The organism is Acinetobacter sp. Li1LvA2 (genome assembly GCF_056156705.1).
Genome location: NZ_JBSICF010000001.1, coordinates 742,016 through 760,777 on the forward strand (window position 1 = coordinate 742,016; position 18,762 = coordinate 760,777).

General features: G+C 37.7%; 19 protein-coding genes. 10 read left to right on the forward strand and 9 right to left on the reverse strand.

The window, feature by feature from the left end:
- Positions 1–124: 124 nt before the first annotated feature.
- A complete protein-coding gene (locus tag ACS604_RS03455; RefSeq protein ID WP_174727038.1) occupies positions 125–1,741 on the forward strand; it encodes a purine-cytosine permease family protein in 1,617 nt (538 codons plus the stop codon).
- Positions 1,742–1,797: 56 nt separating this feature from the next.
- Here the strand turns inward: ACS604_RS03455 and ACS604_RS03460 are convergent, their stop codons facing one another.
- Positions 1,798–2,253, reverse strand: a complete 456-nt coding sequence (locus ACS604_RS03460; protein ID WP_000376211.1) for an Lrp/AsnC family transcriptional regulator — start codon at positions 2,251–2,253, stop codon at positions 1,798–1,800.
- 156 nt (positions 2,254–2,409) lie between these two features.
- Between ACS604_RS03460 and ACS604_RS03465 the strand changes: the two genes are divergently transcribed.
- The gene (locus tag ACS604_RS03465; protein WP_033853792.1) at positions 2,410–3,021 is read left to right on the forward strand and encodes a LysE family translocator; all 612 of its coding nucleotides are present in this window, start codon (positions 2,410–2,412) and stop codon (positions 3,019–3,021) included.
- Between the two features lie 72 nt (positions 3,022–3,093).
- Here the strand turns inward: ACS604_RS03465 and ACS604_RS03470 are convergent, their stop codons facing one another.
- Entirely contained in the window at positions 3,094–3,705 is a 612-nt protein-coding gene (locus tag ACS604_RS03470; protein WP_474770025.1) for a LexA family protein, read from the reverse strand.
- Positions 3,706–3,991: 286 nt separating this feature from the next.
- On the opposite strand from ACS604_RS03470, the gene ACS604_RS03475 reads away from it, so the two are divergent.
- Positions 3,992–4,225, forward strand: coding sequence for a hypothetical protein (locus tag ACS604_RS03475; RefSeq protein ID WP_004793031.1), 234 nt, complete (start codon positions 3,992–3,994; stop codon positions 4,223–4,225).
- A 59-nt stretch (positions 4,226–4,284) separates the two neighbouring features.
- Here the strand turns inward: ACS604_RS03475 and ACS604_RS03480 are convergent, their stop codons facing one another.
- Positions 4,285–5,661, reverse strand: a complete 1,377-nt coding sequence (locus ACS604_RS03480) for a KGG domain-containing protein (protein ID WP_474770026.1) — start codon at positions 5,659–5,661, stop codon at positions 4,285–4,287.
- A 474-nt stretch (positions 5,662–6,135) separates the two neighbouring features.
- Here ACS604_RS03480 and ACS604_RS03485 point away from each other — a divergent pair, with 474 nt between their 5' ends.
- The gene (locus ACS604_RS03485) at positions 6,136–6,537 is read left to right on the forward strand and encodes a DUF6367 family protein (RefSeq protein WP_474770027.1); all 402 of its coding nucleotides are present in this window, start codon (positions 6,136–6,138) and stop codon (positions 6,535–6,537) included.
- Positions 6,538–6,677: 140 nt separating this feature from the next.
- Complete coding sequence (locus ACS604_RS03490; protein ID WP_353154594.1) at positions 6,678–7,556, forward strand: SDR family oxidoreductase; 879 nt, start codon at positions 6,678–6,680, stop codon at positions 7,554–7,556.
- 55 nt (positions 7,557–7,611) lie between these two features.
- Here the strand turns inward: ACS604_RS03490 and katE are convergent, their stop codons facing one another.
- Entirely contained in the window at positions 7,612–9,756 is a 2,145-nt protein-coding gene (gene katE, locus ACS604_RS03495) for a catalase HPII (RefSeq protein WP_474770029.1), read from the reverse strand.
- A 43-nt stretch (positions 9,757–9,799) separates the two neighbouring features.
- Positions 9,800–11,218 carry an iron-containing redox enzyme family protein gene (locus tag ACS604_RS03500; RefSeq protein ID WP_238611080.1) on the reverse strand — a complete coding sequence of 473 codons (1,419 nt, stop codon included), beginning with the start codon at positions 11,216–11,218 and terminating at the stop codon, positions 9,800–9,802.
- A 316-nt stretch (positions 11,219–11,534) separates the two neighbouring features.
- Here ACS604_RS03500 and ACS604_RS03505 point away from each other — a divergent pair, with 316 nt between their 5' ends.
- From ACS604_RS03505 to ACS604_RS03515, 3 genes are all read left to right on the forward strand, one after another.
- Entirely contained in the window at positions 11,535–12,011 is a 477-nt protein-coding gene (locus tag ACS604_RS03505) for a CinA family protein (RefSeq protein ID WP_474770030.1), read from the forward strand.
- Between the two features lie 280 nt (positions 12,012–12,291).
- Positions 12,292–12,507: a hypothetical protein gene (locus ACS604_RS03510; protein WP_474770032.1), complete on the forward strand. Its 216-nt coding sequence runs from the start codon at positions 12,292–12,294 to the stop codon at positions 12,505–12,507.
- 113 nt (positions 12,508–12,620) lie between these two features.
- On the forward strand, positions 12,621–12,938 hold the full coding sequence (locus ACS604_RS03515) for a hypothetical protein (protein ID WP_474770034.1): 318 nt from the start codon (positions 12,621–12,623) through the stop codon (positions 12,936–12,938).
- Between the two features lie 91 nt (positions 12,939–13,029).
- Here the strand turns inward: ACS604_RS03515 and ACS604_RS03520 are convergent, their stop codons facing one another.
- Together ACS604_RS03520 and ACS604_RS03525 are read right to left on the reverse strand one after the other, a co-directional pair.
- The gene (locus ACS604_RS03520; RefSeq protein WP_004793051.1) at positions 13,030–13,458 is read right to left on the reverse strand and encodes a hypothetical protein; all 429 of its coding nucleotides are present in this window, start codon (positions 13,456–13,458) and stop codon (positions 13,030–13,032) included.
- 266 nt (positions 13,459–13,724) lie between these two features.
- Complete coding sequence (locus ACS604_RS03525; protein WP_081399535.1) at positions 13,725–13,871, reverse strand: hypothetical protein; 147 nt, start codon at positions 13,869–13,871, stop codon at positions 13,725–13,727.
- A 904-nt stretch (positions 13,872–14,775) separates the two neighbouring features.
- On the opposite strand from ACS604_RS03525, the gene ACS604_RS03530 reads away from it, so the two are divergent.
- Complete coding sequence (locus ACS604_RS03530; RefSeq protein WP_004793054.1) at positions 14,776–15,078, forward strand: hypothetical protein; 303 nt, start codon at positions 14,776–14,778, stop codon at positions 15,076–15,078.
- Here ACS604_RS03530 and ACS604_RS03535 read toward each other — a convergent pair.
- Positions 15,071–15,976, reverse strand: coding sequence for a LysR family transcriptional regulator (locus tag ACS604_RS03535; protein WP_474770037.1), 906 nt, complete (start codon positions 15,974–15,976; stop codon positions 15,071–15,073). The genes ACS604_RS03530 and ACS604_RS03535 overlap by 8 nt on opposite strands.
- A 111-nt stretch (positions 15,977–16,087) precedes the next feature.
- Here ACS604_RS03535 and ACS604_RS03540 point away from each other — a divergent pair, with 111 nt between their 5' ends.
- A complete protein-coding gene (locus tag ACS604_RS03540; RefSeq protein ID WP_474770038.1) occupies positions 16,088–17,326 on the forward strand; it encodes an SGNH/GDSL hydrolase family protein in 1,239 nt (412 codons plus the stop codon).
- Between the two features lie 49 nt (positions 17,327–17,375).
- Here ACS604_RS03540 and ACS604_RS03545 read toward each other — a convergent pair whose 3' ends face one another.
- Positions 17,376–18,728: an aromatic acid/H+ symport family MFS transporter gene (locus ACS604_RS03545; protein WP_474770040.1), complete on the reverse strand. Its 1,353-nt coding sequence runs from the start codon at positions 18,726–18,728 to the stop codon at positions 17,376–17,378.
- Between the last annotated feature and the right edge of the window lie 34 nt (positions 18,729–18,762).

Here is an 18,762-nt window from a genome sequence, read left to right on the forward strand (position 1 = left end):
AATACGCACATATACGCAAAATAACGTATTTTCAATTTTTCCCAAAAATCACACACTCAAAACCATCAAAAAACAATGATCAATATTTGTGTTGATTGACCGAAAATGATTGGGAGATGATGTTATGAGTGTATCTGAACATCCAAATCTGGACACTGTGCAAGGTACAGATTCACAAAAAGCCGTGAATGAAACCTTAGAAGATTATACTTTACGTTATGCTCCACACAGCTTTCGGCGCTGGAGTCCCAAAGTTGTCGCTATTACTGCACTTGGTGGTATTGCCTATCTTGCTGACTTTTCTATTGGTGCCAGTATTGGTATGTCTTACGGAACAACCAATGCTGTTTTCTCCATTCTATTTGCAGCAATTATTATCTTCTTAACCGGCATTCCTTTAGCCTACTACGCAGCTCGCTATAACATCGACCTTGACTTGATTACCCGCGGTGCAGGTTTTGGTTATATCGGATCAGTTCTTACTAGTATCATTTTCGCCAGTTTCACATTTATTTTCTTTGCCCTTGAAGGTTCAATCATGGCGCAAGGATTATTGCTCGGTTTAGGCATTCCGCTTTGGGCTGGTTACCTCATCTCAACCATTATGGTGATTCCACTGGTGATTTACGGCATGAAAGCCTTGAGTAAATTACAAGTTTGGACTACTCCACTTTGGCTCATTCTGATGATTGGTCCTGTGGCCTACCTGATTTACCAAGAACCTACCTTAGTTAGCCAGTTTGCAACTTTTACAGGTAAAGAAGGTTTTGCAACCGTAGACATGGCAGCAATCATGTTAGGTGCTGGTATTTGTTTATCGTTAATCATGCAAATTGGCGAACAAATTGACTATTTACGCTTCATGCCTGCTAAAACAAAAGAAAATAGCAAAGCATGGTGGGCAGCCGTTATTTCAGCAGGTCCGGGTTGGGTGATTTTAGGGGCAATCAAACAAATTATTGGGGCATTTTTAGGGTTCTATTTACTTACTAAAATACCGGGCGTAAACAGCACTGAACCCGTTCAACAGTTTAATGCAGCATTTCATGACATGCTTCCGGGCTGGGCAGCTTTAACACTTGCAGTGATTTTGGTGGTCATTTCTCAAATTAAAATTAATGTGACCAATGCTTACTCTGGTTCCCTTGCATGGACAAGTGCCTACACTCGTATTAGTAAACATTATCCGGGTCGTATTGTGTTTGTGATGGTGAACTTGGCAATTGCACTTGCTTTAATGGAAGGCAACATGTTTGCGGTACTGGGTAAAATCTTAGGGTTCTATTCAAACTTTGCAATTGCATGGGTGGTAGTGGTTGCAACAGATATTTCAATCAACAAATATGTTTTAAAACTTTCACCAAAAGAACCAGAATATCGCCGTGACATGCTCTACAACGTAAACCCTGTCGGTATGGTTGCGTTCCTTGTATCAGCAGGACTATCGATTGCAGCATTCTTCGGCTTACTTGGTAGTTTCTTGGCGCCTTACTCACCGCTTATCGCACTTGTACTTGCTTTTGTCTTAACTCCAGTCATGGGCTTATTAACCAAAGGAAAATACTACATCAAGTCACACGATGACGGTATTAAAGAACCACGTTACGATGCTGAAGGTACACCAGTTGCAACGGTTTACCACTGCCGCGTATGTGAGCAAGGTTACGAGCGCCCAGATATTATGTTCTCTCACAAACATAACGGCACGATCTGTTCTTTATGTAAAACACTCGACGCTTAAATACTCTCGAAACTAAAAAAGAAGCTTTAAAGCTTCTTTTTTATATCTGCTGATTCTTAGCCAATCGGAAATAAACGTTCAGGCACTACATCTTTCATCACAATGGTTGAGATGAGTCGTTGCACACTTGGAATAGCAGATAATTTTTCATCATACAAACGCTGAAAAGCCGGCAAATCTTTAGCGACCACATGTAGTAAATAATCTGGTTCACCAAACAAGCGCTGAGCCTGAATAATTTGCGGGATATCAATTACGGCATTTTCAAACTTCTCGACTGCCTGTTTATCACCTTCTTTAAGCGTAATAAAAACAATCGCTGAAAATTCAAATCCCACTAAGTTTGGGTCGAGTTCTGCCCGATAGCCTTTGATGGCTCCCGACTCTTCTAAAGCCTTCACTCGTCTATGACAAGGTGAAATGCTCAAGCCTACTTTTTCTGCCAACTCAGTGATAGATAATCGGCCATTTAATTGCAATTCAGCAAGAATCTTTTTATCTGTGCGATCCATTTAGAAAAATTTACCCCAAATGAGTGTAATATGAGCAAACATTTAAAAGCATATTCTAAATACATGAGCATATTATTTTCAACAAGCTCGAATAAATAGGGATTTTTTCTAAACCACGAGCGAAACCTTTGGAAAATAGTTTGCCGAGATAAGCATATGGCTTTTAACATTTTTATTGCATTTTGGAGTGTCTCCATTCTTTTTATTATTACGCCAGGGGCAGACTGGGCCTATGCCATTTCGGCAGGGATTAAAGGCAAAGTCGTCGTACCCGCTGTTGCAGGTATGCTATTTGGGCACTTTATTACGATTTTATTGGTAGCAGCTGGTGTTGGGCTGCTTGTAGCAAATAATCCAACGGCACTCATGATCCTAACCATTGCAGGTTCTGCTTATTTGTTATGGATGGGAATAAACTTATTACTTACCCCTCCAACTCCGAACGAGTCTGGTTCTGAAAAGGCTCAGTCATGGTTAAGATGGGCAACTAAAGGCGTTTATGTAAGTGGATTAAACCCGAAGGTTTTTTTACTCTTTTTAGCGCTGCTTCCTCAGTTTATTGACACTACGGCTTCATGGTCAGTGACAACACAAATTCTTGCCTTTGGTGTTGTTCACATGATTAGCTGCGCGATAATTTACTTAATGGTGGGTTATGGTTCAGAGGCTATTTTGAAAACCAGACCACAAGCAGCACAGTTAGTCGGCCGTTTTTCAGGTGGTTTGATGGTCGTTATAGCAACGTGCTTATTGATTGGGCAAATTTAAAAATCATTCAGCAAAAAATTACTGACTCACTTTTCGGGTCAGTAACTTAAATAATAAATATAAGAAAAAAATTTATCTCATTCGTTTGAGGTTATAAGTCACCACTCCCCAAATCACCAGTTCTTGCCCCTCTTCAATATAAATATTTTGATAATCAGGATTTTCTGCTTTTAGCCAAACTTTAGGTGGATGAAATTGACTATCAATCATTAAGCGCTTAACAGTGAAATCGTTGTCGATGAGTGCAATCACAATATCACCCGATTTAGCGGGAAGACTCCGGTCAACAATAAGCGGATCATTAATATCAATTCCGGCGTCTAACATAGATAAAGAATTGGCTTTGACAATAAACGTGGCATTTTCATTTCTAATTAAATATTCATTTAAATCGAGTGCTTGTTCAATATCATCTTGTGCAGGTGAAGGGAAACCTGCCGCAACACGTTCCGTTGCCAAAGGAATGTGGTAAATTTTATCGTTATTCGGGTAGACCTGTTGGACATTAAGTTTTGAGTTAAAGTCGGTTAAATTGTTGGTTTTGACGTTATTCAGTAACCAATTTTTGATAAAGTTAACTTGAGACTCGGGAACACGAATGACTTTGGTGGGTTCATTGAACTGTGCTTTACGTCCGGCATTTTCTCGTACACCGCCATGCTCGAACTCTTTTTTCTTTGGCATATTGCCTCCCTTTCCACTGTTCAAATCCTACACAAACAATGTAACTTGAAAAAGTTACATTTTCAAGTTGACGAAATATTTTTTTTGCATAACAATAAATCTCATGATCAGATTTTAATCCATTTTGTTTTTAACAGGGATGTTTTGAGCGAAATGGCAATTTGAAGAAAATCAAAACCTATTTTGAAATAGTCTTTATCGCTGACTGTTTTTGATTTTTATCAAATGAGATTCTGAACACTTAACATTCTGGTTAAATTCAGTTTTTGGTATGGAGACATGCGAAATGAAAAATCAACGTGATGCGGTTTTAGGTTATGCAAATGAGCAACATGCTTATTATATCCGCCTCATTGAAAATGATGCGGTTTTAGGTGAAAGCTATGGATTATTCTGTGAAAATCCAGATAGTGAAGCAGCCGAAAGTATTATGACGACACTATTTTTAAAAAAATCTTTTTGGTTAAACGGTTCTGAGTACATTGATATTGTAAAAGGACTACAACTACTCCCACAGTAAAGTAAATAAATTTAAAAAAGAAGGAGGCAAAAGCCTCCTTCTTTTTTAAAACATTATGCTTAAGACGTAAAACGTCCAGAAGCATCACGTTTTTGATTACGAGAGTTTTGTCCACGACCATCATAATCATCGTCATCACGACTGCGGCCACGGCCTCGTCCACCTGAGCGGCTACCACGATCGTCATAATCATCGTCATCACGGCTGCGACCTCGGCCTCGGCCACCTGAGCGGCTACCGCGATCGTCATCATCATCGTCATCACGGCTACGGCCACGACCTCGTCCGCTAGAACGGCTACCGCGATCGTCATCATCATCGTCATCATGGCTGCGACCACGGCCTCGACCACCTGAGCGGCTACCGCGATCGTCATCATCATCGTCATCGCGGCTACGACCTCGGCCTCGGCCACCTGAACGGCTACCGCGATCTTCATCATCATCGTCATCACGACTGCGGCCACGACCTCGTCCGCTAGAACGGCTGCCGCGATCGTCATCATCATCGTCATCACGACTGCGGCTACGGCCTCGACCACCTGAACGGCTGCCGCGATCGTCATCATCATCGTCGTCACGACTGCGGCTACGGCCTCGACCACCTGAACGGCTGCCGCGATCGTCATCCTCATCGTCGTCACGACTGCGGCTACGGCCTCGACCACCTGAACGGCTGCCGCGATCGTCATCATCATCGTCATCACGACTGCGGCTACGGCCTCGACCACCTGAGCGGCTGCCACGATCGTCATCATCATCGTCATCACGGCTGCGACCTCGGCCTCGTCCACCTGAACGGCTACCGCGATCGTCATCATCATCGTCCTCACGACTGCGGCCACGGCCTCGACCACCTGAACGGCTACCGCGATCGTTATCATCATCGTCGTCATCACGACTGCGGCCACGGCCTCGACCACCTGAACGGCTGCCGCGATCGTCATCATCATCGTCGTCATCACGGCTGCGACCTCGGCCTCGTCCACCTGAACGGTTGCCGCGATCGTCATCATCATCGTCGTCATCACGACTGCGGCCACGGCCTCGACCACCTGAACGGCTGCCGCGATCGTCATCATCATCATCGTCATCATGACTGCGGCTACGACCTCGTCCACCTGAACGGCTACCACGATCGTCATCATCATCGTCGTCATCACGGCTACGACCGCGACCACCATTTTTATGGCTTAAGGCACCCGCTTCACGAGCTTCCTCAGATGTAAATTCATGTGCATTACCGCTTGCATGCGCAGCTCGACCAGCTTCACGAGCTTCTTCAGAAGTAAATTCATGCGCATTACCACTGGCATGGGCTGCTCGCCCACCTTTGCTTGCTATTTCTTTAACTCTTTCAGGATCCATACTTGCAAATCCACGATTTGAAGTACCTGTTCTATTGTTATCATCATCTTCATATCTAGTATTAGCCATAGTTATATCTTCCTATATTTAATTATAGTCACTACCGCTTTTGGTTAACGGATTTAATTAAGATAGAAGATCTATAATATTTTCCTACCGATGCTGTGTATCAATCAATTTAAATGTATATAAAATGAAAGCGTAAAAATTTTATAACTTCATTATTTAAATAAGAATTTATACATTTTACTTTTCTTCATATTTTACTCTTTAAATAATTAGATCACTTATTATTACTTAACTGAACATTACAATATATTTTTACAAACAGATTTAAAATATTTATACAAACAACAAAACAACTCAGCTATAAACAAAAAGTAAAATAATGAAACATACCTAATTAAATAAACACAGATGAAAACACTTATTTTCAATAAAAAACAATAATATATATCATTACATTTTTAAATTAAATTTACTTGAGAGATTAATATTAATATTTAAAACTGATTTTATTAAGACAATTTGAGTAGTTTAGCCATGCAATTAAAAGATCAAGAGTCAACACTACAATACATCCATATTTCTATCCCCGAAATTCTATTAGGTCATATTAAATCTAAGAATTCATGGCAAAATTATGATCAAGAATGGAGTTATAGATTAGATCCCCCCCATGCAAGCCATCCCTTCCAAAGAGACTTATACGTTATTAAATCAAAAGATATGAATCAAGAAGATATAAAATTATTGCTAAATAGCATAGTAAATCAACATAATAAAGCTCCACAGAATATAGAGGGAGCAAAAAAAGTTATTCAGGAAATATTAGATTTATCTAACAATATACCAATAGAAAATTGGTTAGAAGACACAGGAAACCGTTCTATTATTGAGAGCATGATTGATAAAAATAAAATTAAATTAATAGATATTATGTAACTCTCAAATCTAAAATATTTTTTTACATCCTTATATATAAAATAACAAAGACAACTTATTAAAAAATTCATTTTACTTATATTTACGCAACAACAGTTCACGCTATGAAAATTAGATATTCATACAGAGGTATTTAAAACATGGAAAACTCAACAAATCAGTATCCGACGTCTGCTCCAGCACAAGTTCAATCTCATCAACCAGGCGATCAGGAAAAAATGCATCCTGAACCAGAGATTATAAAAAGCTCCCATAAAGGTAGCGAGAAGTTAAAAGGTAAAGTTGCCGTTATTAGTGGTGGCGATAGTGGTATAGGCCGTTCTGTCGCAGTATTGTTTGCCCGTGAAGGTGCCGATATTGCAATCCTTTATCTTGAAGAAGATAAGGATGCCGAAATCACTAAACAACTCGTTGAAAGAGAAGGACAACATTGTCTTTTATTAAAAGGTGATATTTCTGACCCAGATATCGCAAAACTCGATATTGATAAAGTTCTACAACAGTACGGCAAAATTAATATTTTAGTGAATAATGCCGGTGTGCAATATCAACAAAAGGAAATTGAAAGTATTAGTAATGAGCAGTTAGAAAAGACATTTAAAACTAATATCTTTCCAATGTTTTATCTGACTAAAGAAGCTATTCCTTATATGGAAGAAGGCGACAGTATTATTAACACGACCAGTATTACCAGCTATCAAGGTCATGATGAGCTGATCGATTATGCAAGTACTAAAGGTGCTATTACTACTTTTACGCGCAGCTTATCGAACAATTTAATGAAACAAAAAAAAGGAATTCGGGTAAATGGTGTGGCACCTGGCCCTATCTGGACTCCCCTCATTCCTAGTAGTTTCGATGCGGAAACCGTTGCAGAATTTGGTAAAGACACACCAATGGGAAGAATGGGACAACCCAGTGAAGTTGCTCCTGCTTATCTTTTCCTTGCTTCAGATGATGCAAGTTATATTACAGGTCAGGTGATTCATGTAAACGGTGGTCAAATCGTAAATGGTTAATCCCTAAGATATAAAAAAGCCCTGAAGAATAAATCTTTCAGGGCTTTTTTGTTTATTAAGCTGGTACCTTAGCGGCTATTTGTTCTCGTGACCAAATACGATGAGCCATAATCAAGTTTTTGAATTTTTCAGCAATTTGCTGGAATTCATCTTCAACTAGCGTACCTTCATCGGCGACTAAACCTAGCGGTTCAAGTAAATCAGATTTATTTCCTAAAAATGCAATTGGCTTTAAATGTTTATAAGCTTCGAGTACATAGTGGCGCGCTACGCCATCTTGCAGCACGGCATTTAAGTTATCGCCATCAGGAATGATTACCGCGTCATAAGCAATTGACGGTTCAGCCATTTGCATACCATCAGCCACAATAATGTTGTCTTTATGATCTTTTACTGGAGCCAAGCTCGGCGCTAGCAAATGAACAACCGCACCTTCTTTAATCGCCCAATTTTTAATAGCTTCAAGTGTATCTGACTTCACAAGGTTATGAATAAGCACAGCAACTTTTCGGCCTTGAATATCTTCTGGTGGGAAAGCCAAGAAAGATAATTTAGCCGATTTTTCAACTGCGGTTTTCTTATAATCTAGAGTTAAATCAGGAACTTCGATTCCTAAATTAGCACCTACTTGTCGAGCTAAGTCGAGATCAATATTTGCCAAAATTTGTTGAACTTGGCGCTCACGAATGTGTTTTCGTTGCACTTTACTTAATTCAAAAGTATAGGCATCGACCACGTGCTTTTGCTCATGCGGCGCAAGGCTCTTGTAGTAAAGGCGCGGTTGTGAAAAATGATCGGAAAAGGTTTCACTTCTTTGACGAAGTTTGTGTCCGCTAATCTGTTCAGGATAGCTTTCAAAACCACCATTTGAAGCAGCGGGTGGCGTTTCTGCTGGCCAATCATTATCAATTGAGTTTGGTTGATAGGAAGCCTGCCCTTTGTGAATCGTATGTTGGTGGATACCATCACGTTGATTGTTATGGAATGGGCATACCGGTTTATTGATCGGAATTTGATGGAAGTTCGGTCCACCCAAACGACTTAACTGTGTATCGGTGTACGAAAATAGACGTGCTTGTAGAAGTGGGTCATTTGTGAAATCAATTCCTGGCACAATGTGTCCCGGACAGAAAGCCACCTGCTCTGTTTCTGCAAAGAAATTATCTACATTTCTATTTAAAACAAATCGGCCAATTGGTGTTACTGGAACCAACTCTTCAGGAATAATTTTCGTTGGATCTAACAAATCAAAGTCAAAGTTCATTTCATCTTTTTCTTCGACAATTTGTACACCCAATTCCCATTCAGGATAAACCCCATTCTCAATCGCTTCATAAAGATCTCGACGATGGAAATCTGGATCTTTACCTGCAAGTTTTTGAGCCTCATCCCACACTAAAGCACTTAAACCTTGTTTAGGGGTCCAGTGGAATTTCACAAAATGTGATTTACCTTGAGCATTAATGAGACGGAATGTATGAACACCAAAGCCTTGAATTGAACGTAGATTACGTGGAATAGCACGGTCTGACATTGCCCAAATGACTGCATGTGCTGACTCAGGCACTAAAGACACAAAGTCCCAGAAAGTATCATGGGCAGTTGCCCCTGTTGGCATTTCTGTATCTGGTTCAGGTTTTACAGCATGCACGAAGTCTGGAAATTTAATACCATCTTGTACAAAAAACACTGGTGCATTGTTACCGACTAAATCGAAATTACCTTCTTGAGTATAAAATTTAATCGCAAAACCACGAATATCACGAACGGTATCGGCAGAACCACGTGGTCCCTGCACTGTTGAGAAACGTACAAAAATTGGCGTTTGAATGCTTGGATCTGTTAAAAATCCCGCTTTTGTTAAGCGCTCATTTCCTTCATACGCTTGAAAGTAACCGTGCGCACCTACACCACGCGCATGTACGATACGCTCAGGAATACGTTCATGGTCAAAATGGGTAATTTTCTCTCTTAAAATAAAGTCTTCTAATAGCGTCGAACCACGAATACCCGCTCTTAAGCTATTCTCATTATCCGCTATTTTAACACCTTGGTTTGTAGTTAATGCTTCATTAGTTGCATCGTCTCTGACTGAGTCTAATTGTTCAGTTTTTTGGGTAGTATTGGCTTTATTTGCAGCGTCAGCACCAGCCATTTCACTTGTTTTATTTGTTGATTTAACATTATCAGTCATGATCATTACCTATGTTTTTAAAGTTAAACGTGGGGTGAATTAAAAAACTTCAAGAGTTAGTTTTGTTAAAGGAACTTAAATATGGAAAAAGGAGTTCGACGTATTTACGAGTGCTCCAAAGTCCAATGCTTTTATGATGTGAATCTGGGGCCAAAAACGGGGTCAGCTTGCAAATTTTTATGGCAAGATCATGTGATTTCTGAACACGCTCTTGGAGTGCATCTAGTTCGCCATCGGAAATATAGCTAAAGAGATAATCTTGAATGCGCTGGCTATTCTTTAATTCCCTGCTATAGGCCAAGAAGTTAGAAGAATGATCGCTACCTGCAATCCAGTCATGAATAATTTGACGTTCTACAGGGTTAAATACCCCAAACATTTTTCCATTTTCTTCATTAATCATTCGCCAGAACACACTTTGTTCTGGGTCGGTATTAAATTTAATCCACTTGTGATCAATAAGATGTGTAACCAGCCCTTTAACGTCTTCTGGATTTGATAACCATTGGTTAATCGTTTTACATCCAAACTGTCTAGTTTCGTTATGAATGAGCTGACCCACGAGCGCTTTTCTTTTTAAAATTTTAAGGACCAAATCTTCAAGATTTAAATTTTTAATAATTTTTGAAGATGAAACACCATGACCATTAAGCGCAAAACCGCGCTTCAATTTATTAAAGAAAAGTTCTTTATCTCTGTATTTATCGTAAATATTCTCTATAACTTTAATTGCTTTATCTGCATGCCCGTTATCAATGTTATCGATAGTGATGTGCAAATTAAAATATTTAGAATCAATACCCAGTTCCGCAAGCTCATAATTACTGATGAGTAGGTGCAGTGGTAGTTGCTCATAACCTAAATTAAAGCCGACAATTTCAGGAATGAACTCAGGTGGAGCATAACCAAGCGCCAGCTGAATCACGGCATTATGATAATATTCATCCTCTAAAAGCAGATCAAAACTATCAAGTCCGAGACCACGTAGCAGGTCATCATAGATACAGACATGGTTTGCTTTCGGCTCACCTAGTCCCAGCTCTTCCAAATAAGTAATAATGAGGTCATGAAAAACCGGATCATTCCAGTAGTGAACTGAACTATATAGCCATGCACCATCTACTTTTTTAGTTGGAGAAACCTTAATTAAAAATTCGAATGCCTGACCAACATTCTTAAAATACTCTCTTTCACCCCCGTTTTGTCTACGGTTTAGGTAAGTCTGAAATAATTCACAATTTTCTTTATTATCATTCTCACACCATTGTTTAACCGTATTTATAGTGGCAGGAAAATCAATTTCCTTTTGATCTATTTTATCAATTTCTTCATTAAGAAAATCTTTTGCTTTCTTTTCTTTTTCAAAACTAGAAATATCAGGATCAAGGAAAAAAACAAATAATTCGTAATAGTTTTGTTGATTATCTTGTAATAAGTCTAATAATCTTTCTTTCACTACAACAGGCATTTCTATTCTCCTTTAGTGAGATATAAATTACCATACTTCAGCTAAACTATAATCCCAGTCTATCTTTGTTATATTACGTTATTAAGAAATAATCTATAATTTTAAAATCATTAAATTTCAATTACATAAGAAATAACACAAAATTACATTCTCACCTTTAGAATTATTTAACCATCTGTTTTTATAAAAAATATATAAACAATAAATTTACATTACAGTTGAGTTACTTTAAAAATCATAAAGTTTAAAAAGTTAACAAAAATAAATTAAAAATAATCTTATAACTAAATTAAAAACAGTTTTAAGGAGAAAACCAATGTTTAATTCATGTTGCAAATTACTCGCACAAGAAAAAATTAAAATTGCACTTTTTGAAAGTGCTTCGGCGGGCTATTTAGCTTATCGCTTCTCTTTAAGCCCCTACTCAGGTGATATTCTTATTGGAAGCTTAGTCAGCTATGACTTACGTGTCAAAGAAAATACACTTCATATCTCACCTGAACTTATTGAAAAATATACACCTGAATCGATGCAAGTCACTATAGAGATGATCAAAAAAGGCAAAGAACTCCTACATGCCGATCTTTATATTGCCTGCACAGGCCTCTTAAAAAAAGGAGGTTCTGAGACTAAAGAAAAACCTGTAGGCACCTTTTTTTATTCTATTTATTATAAAAATAATTTTTATAACTTTAGAAGACTATTTAAAGGCCCACCATGTCTTAAAATTAGACAACTTATTTATTGCATTTCTAAAGATATAGAATACATAATATTATATAATAAAAAATAAATTCATTTTAATAAAAGATAACATATACACATTTAGAAATGACCATAGCATTTATTTAACACCATTTTGCCCAAATGTAATTTTATCTATCTTCATATTAATTATGTTTATTGATAAAAATTACACTTTATAGAAATCAAGGTTTTATTTAGTTTTCAAAGTTACAGTTAAATATAGGGTAACACCCCAAGGCTACACATTAAAAATTTTCATGTTTTAATAAAGCTATCTGAAGCTCTCAGATAAAACACACATCATAAATGATATGAGGTAATTAAAGATGAGCACTACTAATAATCAAAGCAATCAACGCGATAATCAACAGCAACAACAGCAAAATGACAACCGTAATAATCAGCAACAGCCAAACGGCAACCAACAGCAACAAAACAATCAGCAGCAACAACAGCAAAATGACAATCGCCGCCAACAACAAGGCTCGAATCAAAAAGATTCAGGGCAACAAAACTCAAATAACAATAATCAGCAACGCTAATCCGATGCTGACTTAAATGTCATTTGATGCGGTCATTCATTTTATTTAGGAAGGTGCCCTCACCTTCCTAAATTTACCATAAGCATAAAATTAAATAAGATGAGGAAAAACTGATGACAGATCAAAATAGCAATCACGCACGACTGCCAGCCGGCGACCATAATTATTCTGACACTTATTGGCGCGAAAGTTACCTTACTCGTCCTTATTATCAAGAAGCTCAGCTTACTACTCCCGATCTCGATTATGACCGAGACTTTTCGACAGCCTATGAATTAGGACATCGTGCACGTGCTGAATCGGAACAAGGCACTCAGTTTGAAGATGTCGAAGGCGGTTTGGAACAAAAATGGGAAGAACTCAAAGCTGAATCTCGTTTAAAATGGGAACATGCTAAACAAGCAATTAAAGATGCATGGAATGGAAGATAAGTTGTTTTTATAACATTCTCTTTTGGTCCAAAAACTAAGAGCCTACTTCCGATTGGCCCTCGGAAATAGGCTCTTTTTTATATGCCACTATTTAACTTTCTTTTTTCTTAAAATATTCAATAATTTCTTCTCCATTATTGACTGGTTTTACCGGAGAAGAATGTGTTTCTTCATAGGCGTAGTCAGGTAAAGCAACTTTAGTTTGAATAGGCGGTAATTTTTCCTGCCCGCCTGTAGTAATTCTTTCAATAAAACCTGCAAGCCACAGTACAAATTCTTGTGTATTTTTGCTCTTTGGAATAAGGCTTAAATCCAATTTAATTTTAGATTCTTGCAAGGGTTTAATCAGTAATTCAGCAAAATCAATGTAATTGTATAAAAGCTTAAGCTTTGTCCCCTTAAGCTCATGTCTGAGTTCAATCATCAAATTGTTAAGATCCTCCATAGGCTCATCTGTAAAGCCTTTTTTTTCTTTAACATTTTGATAGATTCTCTCAGCTATTCTTAAGTACTGGGGCATATCCTTACCTTTATAAAACTCTCATCATTAAAATGAATTTTGGATGAATATAAGTAATTTATTGTGTTTATTTTATTAATTTTTTGAAACTATAATTTAATAACGAAACAATTCAGTAACAACAAATTTTTAAAAAGATAATATCAACCTAATTCATTGATTAATTTTATATTTTCATATAATTATGTTTTTTATTGTGTTACATATTTTATAGAAATTAACGATAAGAAAACTCACGTAAAAGTGAGTTTTCTTAGATGAAATAATTATGAGTTTTTATCCATTTGTTGAGGAACGGTCGGATCATTAGAGCCATGTGTTCCATCATCATCTGTTGAATGTCGATCTTGGCAAGCGCTCATACCCATCGCGATTGCAAATACTGTACTCACTGCCCAAAAAATTCTTAACATTGAGATCACCATGATTAATCTTAAAATGTAAGCTTATGAATAACATTATCTTCTGTTGACCTACCGCAGTGGTTCTCTTAACTTTTGTAGATTATGCAAGCTTTTGTAAAAATCAAACTTAAATAAATGATCAAAAAATATCATTCTTGCAATTGATATTTTAATTAAATTTTGGCATTAGCTAATTATTTCAGTTTGTCATATTCATGAAAGTAAAATTATTCATCCTTTCCGAGTTTGTGTCTTATTAAGTCAATGATTACAAACAATATATAAATTAACAATTAATAAATATTTGATATATAAACATTAAAACTCAATTATAAAGATTAGGTATAATAATTAATCAAACCTTTAAATACCAAATAATCAGTTATTTTATTAATCAAAATTTAAAAATATTAATATTTGTTTATATAAACCAATCTTTTATTTTTGCAATTGACCCGCTTTAACGCTCAGCTTATGATGCTCCCGCTGACCTATTTTGTCAGTCGGTTTTAGCAGACCGTCTACCTAAGTGCACTAAAAACACGTTTTTTGGTGTGGAGCCCCTCGTGCCTTTGACGGAGGAACGGGAGTGGGACACCTTCGGGTGTGCTGGTTTCTTAGGTATCAGTCTGCTAACCCTCTTTCGTTTCACCACCATAATTAATAGCAGTGATTGGGCGTAACTTCTTTTATCAAGGAGTCTCTAATGACTATTATTTTATATCATTTTATTTTTCTTCATTTTTATTATCTTATCGTTCAGCTTAAAACACTTTTAAAGAATTCTTGCCATCTTTTCACCTATCCAAACTTTTATCTTTATACGGAAAAAATCTCAAGATTTAACGCCAATTAAAGATTAGAACATCTCTATACCAAATCGAACGATAACAACAACCAACTAAGAGCAATTATGATGTTTTTTTTATATCGTATTGTTTTAATGTGCATCCTATTAATAAGTTCTATAAGTTTATTAGGTTGCAGATCTATCAGTAAAAATGAATTTAACAGACATTGTGTTTGGGCAGGACGTGCACTTTCACAATGTAATTGTATTTATAACTCTTTAGAAGAACATTATTCGCCACAATTTGTAGAAAACTTACCGAAAGTAAGCTTACAAAATATTGATGCGGATATGCACTTTGTGGAAACAATGAATGAAACCATGCACCAATGTCAGTTAAGTGCCAGAAAAAACTTAATTAACTAATCTTTGCCTGTTCTACCAAGAAATCTAAAAATGCCCTTACGCGTTTAGGAACATATTTGTCATGTCCTATCCAAACAGCATGAAATTCTTCAGAAGCATTGATATTCCAGTCTTCAAGAATTTTAAACAATAGTTTTTGCTCTAGAGCTTTTCGGACTTGGAACTCATTGAGCTGTGCAACGCCAAGACCTGCAAGTGCTAACTGTAAGATTGCTTCTCCATGATTTACTCTCAGCACTTGAGTAGGTGCAAGCGTGATTTCTTGCTCGTCTTTTTTAAAGAACCATGTTTTATTCTGGCGCTGATAACTTACATCTAAAAGCTGATGTTCATAAAGCTCTTCTGGGTGATGCGGACAACCATACTTTTCAATATATGCAGGTGAACAGACGTAATGTTTCTGCGTGCTTCCGAGTGAGCGAGCAACCAAATTTGAGCTTTTTAAAGGTCCTGTCCGAATTGCAACATCAATCCGTTGCTCAACTAAATTAATGACTTCATCACTCAAATGAGCCTCTAATTCAATTTGTGGATAGCACTCGTTAAATAGAGAAATACAAGGCAATAAAAAATGCGTCCAATATGAAAGACTGGTATGAATTCTAATTCGCCCTTGCGGCATGTGATTTGCAGTAACTGATTGTTCTAGTTCATCTAAGTTATTGAGTATGTGAGTGCCTTGCTCATAAAACTGACATCCTTCACTGGTAAGCTGAAACTGGCGTGTTGAACGGTTAAGCAACCTTACGCCAAGTCTTTTTTCCAACCGAGAAATTAACTTACTGACCGCAGACGGCGTCATGTCACAAGCTCTTGCAACGGCAGAGAAACTTCCAAGCTCGACTACTCGAATAAAAATTGCCAACTCGCCAGACCGATTAATATCAAAATATGACATAACAAAAGCTATTTATGAATTTCATTCACAAATCTTATTCCGCTTATGTTGCTATAACAAGCCAGCAATTTGTTTCAAGATAACTTTAATTCGTTTTAAAGAGTTCACGAGATGAAACTTTATCAACCCGCCCTATTCTCTCTCGTTTTATTTACGAGCTTTGCACAAGCAGAAGTACAAAAGAGCGAATGGATTACCACTTGGGCAGCCAGCCCCCAAAAAGTCTGGAATAAAGATTTCGTTTTCCCGACCAATATTCCCGATCAAATATCTAATCAGACCATCAAACAAATCAGTCAAATTAGTTTAGGTGGTGAAGCTGTTAGGCTCGTTTTTACCAATCAATATGGGGATCAACCGTTATCTATTGATAAAACAACTGTGGGAATATTCAAAGGACAAAGTCTAAAAGCTAAGAGTACTTATCCTGTTTATTTCTCTGGAAAGCTTAAAGCACAAATTTTACCTGGCAAACAACTGATTAGTGATCCAATTCAACTACCTGTTCCCGATCATGCGCAGTTAATGGTAAATAGCTTTATTCAAAAGCCGACTACATTTAAAACTTTTCATTGGGATGCTAAACAAACCAGTTGGATTATTTCTGGCAATCAGACCGCGAACTTAAATACGCCTAGCAGTGCCAAAACAACAACTGTACGGTTATTATTATCGGCTATTGAAGTAAAACCAAAACGGAAAGCTCAGGTGGTTGCTGTTATTGGAGACTCCATTACCGATGGCGCAACTGCAACTTTGGATGCAAATACGAGATGGACTGACTTTTTAGCTAAGCGCTTATCGCCACATCAAATAGCGGTTATTAATAGTGGAATTTCAGGGAATCGACTACTTACAGACGGTATGGGTGACAGTGCTTTAAAACGCTTAAAAAGTGAGGTTTTTCAATACTCAGGTGTTAAAACTTTAATTGTGCTGGTAGGCATTAATGATATTTCATGGCCCGGTACAGCTTTTGCACCTAAACAACAAATCCCGTCATTTGAAGCCTTAACCGAAGGTTATAAACATATTGTAAAGGAAGCTCATGAGCAAGGCATTCAAGTAATTGGGGCGACATTAATTCCATTTTCGGGAGCTTTACCAAATACTCCGCTTGATAACTATTATCAGCCTAACAAAGATGAATTACGTGAGCGTATTAATCACTGGATGAGAACCAGTAAAACATTTGACGGCGTACTTGATCTTGAGCAAGGCTTAAAAGATTCAAAACATCCCGATCGATTGAATCCGCTTTATGATTCTGGAGATCATTTACATCCTAATGATCGCGGTAATCAACAAATGGCAAATCTGGTTGATGTAAACCAATTACTTCATAAATAAAACGTCCAGATACAGGTAGGAATTTACTCCCTACCTGTATCAATATTGATTAATTACCTTCTAACTCGGCGGTAAGCTTCGGCGTAATAGGCGGTTCAACGGCATGTCGTCGAAGCACCATAACAGCGAAAAGCGCCAAAATTGCAGGGATTGCGATCATCACGAAATTCATCTTATGTGGCAATTCTAATACGAGTAACATGCCCGTTAAGATTGGACCAACAATTGCCCCAATACGACCAACACCTGAAGCACAGCCAATTCCAGTAGAACGCACACTCAATGGATAATATTGTGCAACGTAACTATAAAGAAGAATTGAAGTCCCAATCGTTGCCGCTCCTGCCACAGTGACCAAACCATATAAAACATAGGCTGGTGACTTAAAGCCTAAACCGATTAATGCTAAAACACCCGCTAGCAGCATTCCCATAATTACCGGTTTTAAATGGAATTTATCAGACAAAATACCGCCGCCGATTGAACCGATCATCGCGCCAACATTTAGAGCAAGCAAGAATAAAATACTCTTTCCGAGTGAATACCCTGCTGCCAACATGAGTTTTGGCAACCAGCTACTTAAGGCATACACCATGAGTAAGCACATGAAGAACACGAGCCAAAACATGATTGTATTGAATGCACGGCCTTGTTGAAATAATCCTTTTACAGAACTGCCTGTGGGAACATTATCTTCATTAAGCACTAATTGCGTATGGGTTGTTAGGGTCTGTTTAGGTGAAATTTTTTGAATAATGCACTGCGCCTTTTCAGTTTTTCCAGTTTTAACTAAAAAAGTTAATGACTCGGGTAAAAACTTCCAAATGACAGGTAGTAAAAATAGGGGAATACCGGCAATTAAAAACATAATTTGCCACCCCTGACTTTCAACCAAATAACTACCAATTAAGGCTGAAAGAATTCCCCCAATCGCATAACCACTAAACATGGTCCCTACCAGAGTACTGCGTATACGTTTAGGTGCGTATTCTGAGGTCAAAGCAACTAGATTTGGCATCACCCCACCAATGCCTAGTCCTGCCAAGAATCGAAGCACCCCAAACTCAAGTGGGCTTGATGCAAAAGCACCTAAAAAGGTGAAACCACTAAAAAGAGTGACACAAATTAAAATTACATTTTTACGGCCTATTTTGTCTGCCAAAGTTCCAAAGAACATTGCCCCAAACATCATTCCGCACAGTGCAGTACTTGCTAACATCCCCGCTTGTACTGCTGTTAACGACCACTCTTGCATCAGCAAAGGCAGTACAACGCCATAAATCACCAGATCATAACCGTCAAAAATAATAATTAATAAACACCAAAGCAAAATACTCCAGTGAAAAGGGGTAAATTTGGCCTGATCAATAACTTCATTTACATTTAATTTAGATGTTGTCATTTACTCACCTCCTCTGTGAGATAAATTCATATTC